The sequence below is a fragment of the Streptomyces sp. OfavH-34-F genome (genome assembly GCF_022347745.1).
In the GTDB taxonomy this organism is placed as follows: domain Bacteria; phylum Actinomycetota; class Actinomycetes; order Streptomycetales; family Streptomycetaceae; genus Streptomyces.
Window position 1 is genome coordinate 1 of the sequence record NZ_JAKRGC010000324.1, and the last position, 7229, is coordinate 7229.

The 7229-nt window shown below is 71.5% G+C and carries 10 protein-coding genes; 9 read left to right on the forward strand and 1 reads right to left on the reverse strand.

The features are described from left to right. Positions 1 to 282 (forward strand): ACT domain-containing protein (locus MHW47_RS29750; RefSeq protein WP_239226905.1); only part of this gene is annotated, 282 nt, incomplete at its 5' end. Between the two features lie 109 nt (positions 283 to 391). Further along, positions 392 to 1939 (forward strand): signal recognition particle protein, encoded by a 1548-nt coding sequence (ffh, locus tag MHW47_RS29755; protein ID WP_239226907.1) that lies wholly within the window; start codon positions 392 to 394, stop codon positions 1937 to 1939. 67 nt (positions 1940 to 2006) lie between these two features. On the opposite strand, the gene MHW47_RS29760 is transcribed toward ffh, so the two are convergent. Further along, positions 2007 to 2720 carry an SAM-dependent methyltransferase gene (locus MHW47_RS29760; RefSeq protein WP_239226909.1) on the reverse strand — a complete coding sequence of 238 codons (714 nt, stop codon included), beginning with the start codon at positions 2718 to 2720 and terminating at the stop codon, positions 2007 to 2009. A 289-nt stretch (positions 2721 to 3009) separates the two neighbouring features. Here MHW47_RS29760 and MHW47_RS29765 point away from each other — a divergent pair, with 289 nt between their 5' ends. From MHW47_RS29765 to lepB, 7 genes are all read left to right on the forward strand, one after another. Beyond that, positions 3010 to 3603 carry a hypothetical protein gene (locus MHW47_RS29765; protein ID WP_018521397.1) on the forward strand — a complete coding sequence of 198 codons (594 nt, stop codon included), beginning with the start codon at positions 3010 to 3012 and terminating at the stop codon, positions 3601 to 3603. Between the two features lie 157 nt (positions 3604 to 3760). Beyond that, positions 3761 to 4201, forward strand: coding sequence for a 30S ribosomal protein S16 (gene rpsP / locus MHW47_RS29770; RefSeq protein WP_239226911.1), 441 nt, complete (start codon positions 3761 to 3763; stop codon positions 4199 to 4201). Between the two features lie 2 nt (positions 4202 to 4203). Then, positions 4204 to 4443, forward strand: a complete 240-nt coding sequence (locus MHW47_RS29775) for an RNA-binding protein (protein WP_005311361.1) — start codon at positions 4204 to 4206, stop codon at positions 4441 to 4443. A gap of 79 nt (positions 4444 to 4522) precedes the next feature. Next, the gene (gene rimM, locus MHW47_RS29780; protein ID WP_239226913.1) at positions 4523 to 5092 is read left to right on the forward strand and encodes a ribosome maturation factor RimM; all 570 of its coding nucleotides are present in this window, start codon (positions 4523 to 4525) and stop codon (positions 5090 to 5092) included. Continuing rightward, positions 5092 to 5913, forward strand: coding sequence for a tRNA (guanosine(37)-N1)-methyltransferase TrmD (gene trmD, locus MHW47_RS29785; protein ID WP_239226915.1), 822 nt, complete (start codon positions 5092 to 5094; stop codon positions 5911 to 5913). Before rimM ends, trmD begins: the two co-directional genes overlap by 1 nt. Positions 5914 to 6041: 128 nt before the next feature. Continuing rightward, positions 6042 to 6392, forward strand: a complete 351-nt coding sequence (gene rplS, locus MHW47_RS29790; RefSeq protein ID WP_073963715.1) for a 50S ribosomal protein L19 — start codon at positions 6042 to 6044, stop codon at positions 6390 to 6392. 45 nt (positions 6393 to 6437) lie between these two features. Next, a complete protein-coding gene (lepB, locus tag MHW47_RS29795) occupies positions 6438 to 7220 on the forward strand; it encodes a signal peptidase I (protein ID WP_239226917.1) in 783 nt (260 codons plus the stop codon). Positions 7221 to 7229: the final 9 nt, after the last annotated feature.

Sequence of the window (7229 nt, forward strand, 5' to 3'; positions counted from 1 at the left end):
CGGCGGCGCGGCACGGCGGCCCCGCCGCCCCGGGTGACGGTCGCCCCGGCCGGCTCCCGCCTCGCCACGGTGATCGAGGTGCGCGCCCAGGACGCCCCCGGCCTGCTGCACCGCATCGGCCAGGCCCTGGAGCGCAGCGCGGTCCGGGTGCGCAGCGCGCACGTGTCGACGCTGGGGGCGAACGCGGTCGACACGGTCTACGTCACGGACGCGTCCGGGAAGCCGCTGGCCCCCGGGGAGGCCGCGGAGCTGGCCCGGGAGGTCGAGCGGGCGCTGGGCTGAGCCGCGCCCGGGTTCCGGAGCCGGGCGAGGTCTTGGCCTTCTCCGGCGTCCGGATACCCTGGGAGCCTACTGATCCGACCGCCCCCGACCCTGAGGACCGACGAGCGCCGTGTTCGATACTCTCTCCGACCGCCTTGCCGCGACTTTCAAGAACCTCCGGGGCAAGGGCCGCTTGTCCGAGGCGGACATCGACGCCACGGCTCGCGAGATCCGTATCGCCCTGCTCGAAGCCGATGTGGCACTGCCCGTCGTCCGGTCCTTCATCGCCAAGGTCAAGGAGCGGGCGCGCGGCGCCGAGGTCTCCCAGGCGCTGAATCCGGCGCAGCAGGTCATCAAGATCGTCAACGAGGAGCTCATCGCCATCCTCGGCGGCGAGACCCGGCGGCTGCGGTTCGCCAAGAACCCGCCCACCGTGATCATGCTCGCCGGTCTCCAGGGTGCCGGTAAGACGACCCTCGCCGGAAAGCTCGGCCGCTGGCTCAAGGGCCAGGGCCACTCCCCGCTGCTCGTCGCCTGCGACCTCCAGCGCCCCAACGCCGTCAACCAGCTGAGCGTCGTCGCCGACCGCGCCGGGGTCGCGGTGTACGCCCCCGAGCCGGGCAACGGCGTCGGCGACCCGGTCCAGGTCGCCAAGGACTCCATCGAGTACGCGAAGTCCAAGGTCCACGACATCGTCATCGTGGACACCGCCGGCCGCCTCGGCATCGACCAGGAACTGATGCAGCAGGCCGCGGACATCCGCGACGCCGTCAGCCCGGACGAGATCCTGTTCGTGGTCGACGCCATGATCGGTCAGGACGCCGTCAACACCGCCGAGGCCTTCCGCGACGGCGTCGGCTTCGACGGCGTCGTGCTCTCCAAGCTCGACGGCGACGCCCGCGGTGGCGCGGCCCTGTCGATCGCCCACGTCACGGGCAAGCAGATCATGTTCGCGTCGAACGGCGAGAAGCTGGACGACTTCGACGCGTTCCACCCTGACCGGATGGCCTCCCGCATCCTCGACATGGGTGACCTGCTCACCCTGATCGAGCAGGCGGAGAAGACGTTCAGCCAGGAAGAGGCCGAGAAGATGGCCTCCAAGCTGGCGTCCAAGAAGGGCCAGGACTTCACCCTGGACGACTTCCTGGCCCAGATGGAGCAGGTCCGCAAGATGGGCTCCATCAGCAAGCTGCTCGGCATGCTCCCCGGCATGGGCCAGATCAAGGACCAGATCAACAACATCGACGAGCGCGACGTCGACCGCACCGCCGCGATCATCAAGTCGATGACCCCGAAGGAGCGCGCCGAGCCGACGATCATCAACGGCTCCCGGCGCGCCCGCATCGCCAAGGGCTCCGGCGTGGAGGTCAGCGCCGTGAAGAACCTGGTCGAGCGGTTCTTCGAGGCCCGCAAGATGATGTCCCGCATGGCGCAGGGCGGCGGCATGCCCGGGATGCCGGGCATGCCGGGCATGGGCGGCGGCCCGGGCCGGCAGAAGAAGCAGGTCAAGCAGGCCAAGGGCAAGCGCAAGAGCGGCAACCCGATGAAGCGGAAGGCCGAGGAGCAGGCCGCCGCCGCCCGCCGCGAGGCCGCGCAGAACGGCGCCCCCGGGCTGCCGGCCGGCCAGGGCGGGCAGAACTTCGAGCTGCCCGACGAGTTCAAGAAGTTCATGGGCTGACGCCGACGGCCCCGGACGTGCCGGAGGGGCGCCCACCGCACATGGTGGGCGCCCCTCCGGCGTGCGTTCACGTGGTGCAGATCAGGTAGCGGAAGACGTTGGACATCCGCACCGAGCCGTCCGCCCGCCGGTACGGGAGGAGCGCATCGGCCAGTTCCCGCTCGACCCGCCGCCGGTCCGCCGCGCGGATCGCCGCCCGGAACAGCCGGGTCGAGAGCAGGCCGCGGACCGCGCCGTCCATGTCCGCGTAGCCGAACGGGCAGGCGACCCGGCCGGAGCCGTCCGGCCGCAGCCCGGACCGGAAGGCGACGTCCTCCAGATCGTCCCGGCGCGGTCCGCGGCCCTCGTCGCCCAGCCGGCCCGCCACCCGGAGCACCGCCTCGCTGGTGCAGCGCTCCGGCGGGCCCCAGCCGGTCAGCACCACTGCCGAGCCCCGCTCCGCCGAGGGCACCGCGGCCTCCAGCGCCCGTATCAGCTCCTCGCCGTCGCCGGGCTCGCAGCCGATCGGGGTGAGCGCGGCGATCAGGTTGGGGGGCCCGGCGTCCGGTGTTCCGGCGATCCGTGCGCCGCGGTCGGCGGCCATCCGCAGGGCGAGGCCGGTGCCGCTGCCGAGCGGGAGCATCCGGGTGGCGGGCCCGACCTCCAGCCGCGTGTACACCGCCTCGTACAGCGGTGCCAGCATCCGTTCCTGGATCTCCGTCCAGTCGCGGGCGCGGGAGGCGCCGTCCGCGGCGGCGGACGACTCGGTGGGCCGGTGGTGCCGAACGAGCGTTGGTGTCATGGAATGTGCCCCAATCCGCCGTGACCGCCGGTTCCGCCGGCGTCCTTCGGGCTCTCAGTCTCGCCCGCCGCGCCGGGTCGGGCACCTCGGGCACGGGGCGCGTACGGTGTCTACGCGCGCAGGCGTACGCGCCGCTACGTACCGGCTTGGTGCGAGCTGTGCGGCTTCTCCGCAGATCAGCGCACCCGCCCTCGTCGGGACGCATGAACGTCAACCGACTGGTACGTGCAAATTATTTGGGATGGCCCGGAATCGGAACACCGAGGGCCCCGCGCTCGTTGGTCACGACGTGAGCACGACACCACCTGTACTTGCCGCAGAGCTGGCGCAGGCGTGGGCCGACATTCAGCGGTACCACCCCGAGCTGCCCGATCTCGCCGCACCCGAGTCCCTGATCGGAGAGTCCTCGTCCGCCTGTGGCGCCGAACTCTCCTTCGAGCGACTGCTCCACGAGGCAGTCCACGGCATCGCCGCCGCCCGAGGTGTCCGCGACACCTCGCGCGCCGGCCGCTACCACAACAGACGATTCCTGGCCATCGCCGAGGAGCTGGGCCTGGATCACGCCGAGGAACCCCATCCCAGCAGCGGCTTCTCGCTGGTCACGCTCAACCCCGAGGCCAAGCGCCGCTACCGGCCGACGACGGAACGGCTGCAGCGCGCCCTCAAGGCGCACACCGTGGCCACCGCCGCCGACACCAAGCGCTCCTTCCGCGGCCCGGCCGCCCGGCACGGCTCCTCCGGAGGCGGCGTGCGGGTCAAGGCCGTGTGCGACTGCGGACGCAACGTGCGCGTGGTCCCCTCGGTCCTCGCGCAGGCCCCGATCGTCTGCGGCGGCTGCGGAAAGCCGTTCCGGATTCCGGAGACGGCGGTCGCGGTGGGGTGAGCCGTCGTGGTGTGGCACAATGGCTAGCTGTACTCGACAGTCGCACAGGACCCCTCTCTCCTCCGGCTGACGCGTCCATCGGGCACCCGAGTACCGCAACCCCACGTGGCATCTTCGTTGTGCCCAACCACGTCATAGACCAGGAGACACCACTCCCGTGGCAGTCAAGATCAAGCTGAAGCGTCTGGGCAAGATCCGTTCGCCTCACTACCGCATCGTCGTCGCCGACTCCCGTACCCGCCGTGACGGCCGGGCCATCGAGGAGATCGGTCTGTACCACCCGGTGCAGAACCCCTCGCGCATCGAGGTCAACTCGGAGCGCGCGCAGTACTGGCTGTCCGTCGGCGCCCAGCCGACCGAGCCGGTCCTCGCGATCCTGAAGCTCACCGGCGACTGGCAGGCGCACAAGGGCCTCCCGGCCCCGGCGCCGCTGCTGCAGCCGGAGCCCAAGGCCGACAAGCGCGCCCTGTTCGAGGCCCTCTCCGGTGACGGTGAGGAGTCGAAGGGCGAGGCCATCACGCCGAAGGCGAAGAAGGCCGACAAGAAGGCGGACGAGGCTGCTGACGCTGCCGCCTCCGCCGAGTCGACCGAGGCCTGAGCATGCTCGAGGAGGCTCTCGAGCACCTCGTGAAAGGCATCGTCGACAACCCCGACGATGTGCAGGTCGCCTCGCGCAACCTGCGTCGCGGCCGTGTGCTGGAGGTCCGGGTCCACCCCGATGACCTCGGCAAGGTGATCGGCCGCAACGGCCGCACCGCACGCGCGCTGCGCACCGTCGTGGGCGCCATCGGCGGCCGTGGCATCCGCGTCGACCTCGTCGATGTGGACCAGGTGCGCTGACAGAGTTGAACACCGGCACGGGCCGGGGAGGGCCAAGCGCCCGCCCCGGCCCGTCGTCGTACGACAGGAGAGACACAAGGTGCAGTTGGTAGTCGCACGGATCGGTCGCGCCCACGGCATCAAGGGCGAGGTCACCGTCGAGGTCCGCACGGACGAGCCGGAGCTGCGGCTCGCGCCCGGAGCCGTACTGGCCACCGAGCCGGCCGCGGCCGGACCGCTGACGATCGAGACCGGCCGGGTGCACAGCGGCAGGCTGCTGCTGCGCTTCGAGGGCGTGCGCGACCGTACGGCGGCCGAGGCGCTGCGCAATACCCTGCTGATCGCCGAGATCGACCCCGCGGAGCTTCCGGAGGACCCGGAGGAGTTCTACGACCACCAGCTGATGGACCTGGACGTCGTCCTCGCGGACGGCACCGCGGTCGGCCGGATCACCGAGATCACGCACCTGCCGTCCCAGGACCTCTTCATCGTGGAGCGGCCGGACGGCGGCGAGGTCATGATCCCGTTCGTCGAGGAGATCGTCACCGAGATCGATCTGGAGGAGCAGCGCGCGGTGATCACCCCGCCGCCCGGCCTGATCGACGCGAGCGAGGCGGTCGTGGCCTCCGCCCGCGAGGAGGGCACCGGGACGAAGGACGGGGACGCCTGATGCGCCTCGACGTCGTCACGATCTTCCCCGAGTACCTGGCCCCGCTCGACGTCTCCCTGGTCGGCAAGGCCCGCACGGCCGGCCGCCTCGACGTACGGGTGCACGACCTGCGCTCCTGGACGTACGACCGCCACAACACCGTGGACGACACCCCGTACGGCGGCGGCCCCGGCATGGTCATGAAGACCGAGCCGTGGGGCGACGCCCTGGACCAGGTCCTGGCGGACGGCTACGAGGCGGGGGCGCACTCCCCGGTCCTCGTGGTGCCCACCCCGAGCGGCCGGCCGTTCACCCAGGAACTCGCCGTGGAACTCTCCGAGCGGCCCTGGCTGGTCTTCACCCCGGCCCGCTACGAGGGCATCGACCGGCGGGTGACCGAGGAGTACGCCACCCGGATGCGGGTGGTCGAGGTGTCCATCGGCGACTACGTGCTGGCCGGCGGGGAGGCCGCGGTGCTGGTGATCACCGAGGCGGTGGCCCGGCTGCTGCCCGGCGTCCTCGGCAACGCCGCCTCCCACCAGGACGACTCCTTCGCCCCCGGCGCGATGGCCAACCTGCTGGAGGGGCCCGTCTACACCAAGCCGCCCGAGTGGCGCGGCCGGTCCATCCCCGACGTGCTGCTCAGCGGCCACCACGGGCGGATCGCGCGCTGGCGGCGGGACGAGGCGCTGCGCCGCACGGCCGCCCACCGGCCCGACCTGATCGAGCGGTGCGAGGCGTCCGCCTTCGACAAGAAGGACCGCGAGATGCTCTCCATCCTCGGCTGGTCCCCGGAACCGGGTGGCCGATTTTGGCGTAGGCCCGAGACCGTGGAAGAATAGGCCGCTGCTGTCCGTCCGGCGTGCGCCCCTGCCACAGGGGGACACGACGCCCGTCCGACGCGATCGGCCCCTAGCATTCATCACTCTCCCGTCGATGACCTGTGGCATCGGCGAAGAAAGCAGACAACATGGCTTCCCTGCTCGACGACGTCAATGCCGCGTCGCTGCGTACCGACATCCCGGCGTTCCGCCCCGGTGACACCGTCAACGTTCACGTCCGCGTGATCGAGGGCAACCGCTCCCGTGTCCAGCAGTTCAAGGGCATCGTCATCCGCCGCCAGGGCGCGGGCGTCAGCGAGACCTTCACGGTCCGCAAGGTCTCCTTCAGCGTCGGCGTCGAGCGCACCTTCCCGGTGCACAGCCCGATCTTCGAGAAGATCGAGCTCGTGACCCGCGGTGACGTCCGTCGCGCCAAGCTGTACTTCCTCCGTGAGCTGCGCGGCAAGGCCGCGAAGATCAAGGAGAAGCGCGACCGCTGAGCTGACTGCCTGGTCCACAGGGTGTCCGGTTAAGCTCTGGCCCCGATGGACACGCAAGCAGAACTCCAGGAGCGCGACCGCCCCTCCGCACCCGATCCGGGTCCGGGGGAGCGGTCGCGCTCTTCGCGTGCCCGGAACCGGATCGCCGCCCTGATGTCCCGGCGGCTGTCCTGGCGGGGCACCTTCGCGCTCGGCGCCGTCTGCGCGGTGTTCGTGCTGCTGTTCAGCAGTTTCGTGGTGCAGCCCTATCTGATCCCCAGCGCCTCGATGGAGCCCACGCTCCGGGTGGGCGACCGGGTGCTCGTGAACAAGCTGGCGTACCGCTTCGGGGACGAACCCCGGCGCGGCGACGTGATCGTCTTCGACGGCACCGACTCCTTCGTGCACGAGGGCGCCGCGCAGAACCCGGTCATCGCGCTGCTGCACGGCGCCGCGGCCTCCCTCGGGCTCGCCCGGCCCGCCGAGACCGACTTCGTGAAGCGGGTGGTGGGCGTCGGCGGCGACCGGGTGGTCTGCTGCGACGCGCGGGGCCGGATCGAGGTGAACGGCCGGCCCGTCGAGGAGGACTACCTCTTCCCCGGGGACGCCGCCTCGAAGGCCCCCTTCGACATCGTGGTGGCGGACGGCGCGCTCTGGGTCATGGGCGATCACCGCAGCCGCTCCCGCGACTCCCGCGACCACCTGGGGGAGCCGGGCGGGGGCGTGGTGCCGGTGGACCGGGTGATCGGGCGCGTCGACTGGTTCGGCTGGCCGCTCGGGCGGATCGGCTCGCTGCCGGGCACCGCCGCCTTCGACTCCGTACCGGCGCCCGGCCCGGACCATGGGTAGGCGGGGGCG

Bases quoted from the DNA above. Each gene is read 5' to 3' on its own strand.
- MHW47_RS29760 (WP_239226909.1), bottom strand. From the start codon at position 2,720: ATGACACCAACGCTCGTTCGGCACCACCGGCCCACCGAGTCGTCCGCC.
- trmD (WP_239226915.1), top strand. From the start codon at position 5,092: ATGCGCCTCGACGTCGTCACGATCTTCCCCGAGTACCTGGCCCCGCTC.
- lepB (WP_239226917.1), top strand. From the start codon at position 6,438: ATGGACACGCAAGCAGAACTCCAGGAGCGCGACCGCCCCTCCGCACCC.
- MHW47_RS29775 (WP_005311361.1), top strand. From the start codon at position 4,204: ATGCTCGAGGAGGCTCTCGAGCACCTCGTGAAAGGCATCGTCGACAAC.
- rplS (WP_073963715.1), top strand. From the start codon at position 6,042: ATGGCTTCCCTGCTCGACGACGTCAATGCCGCGTCGCTGCGTACCGAC.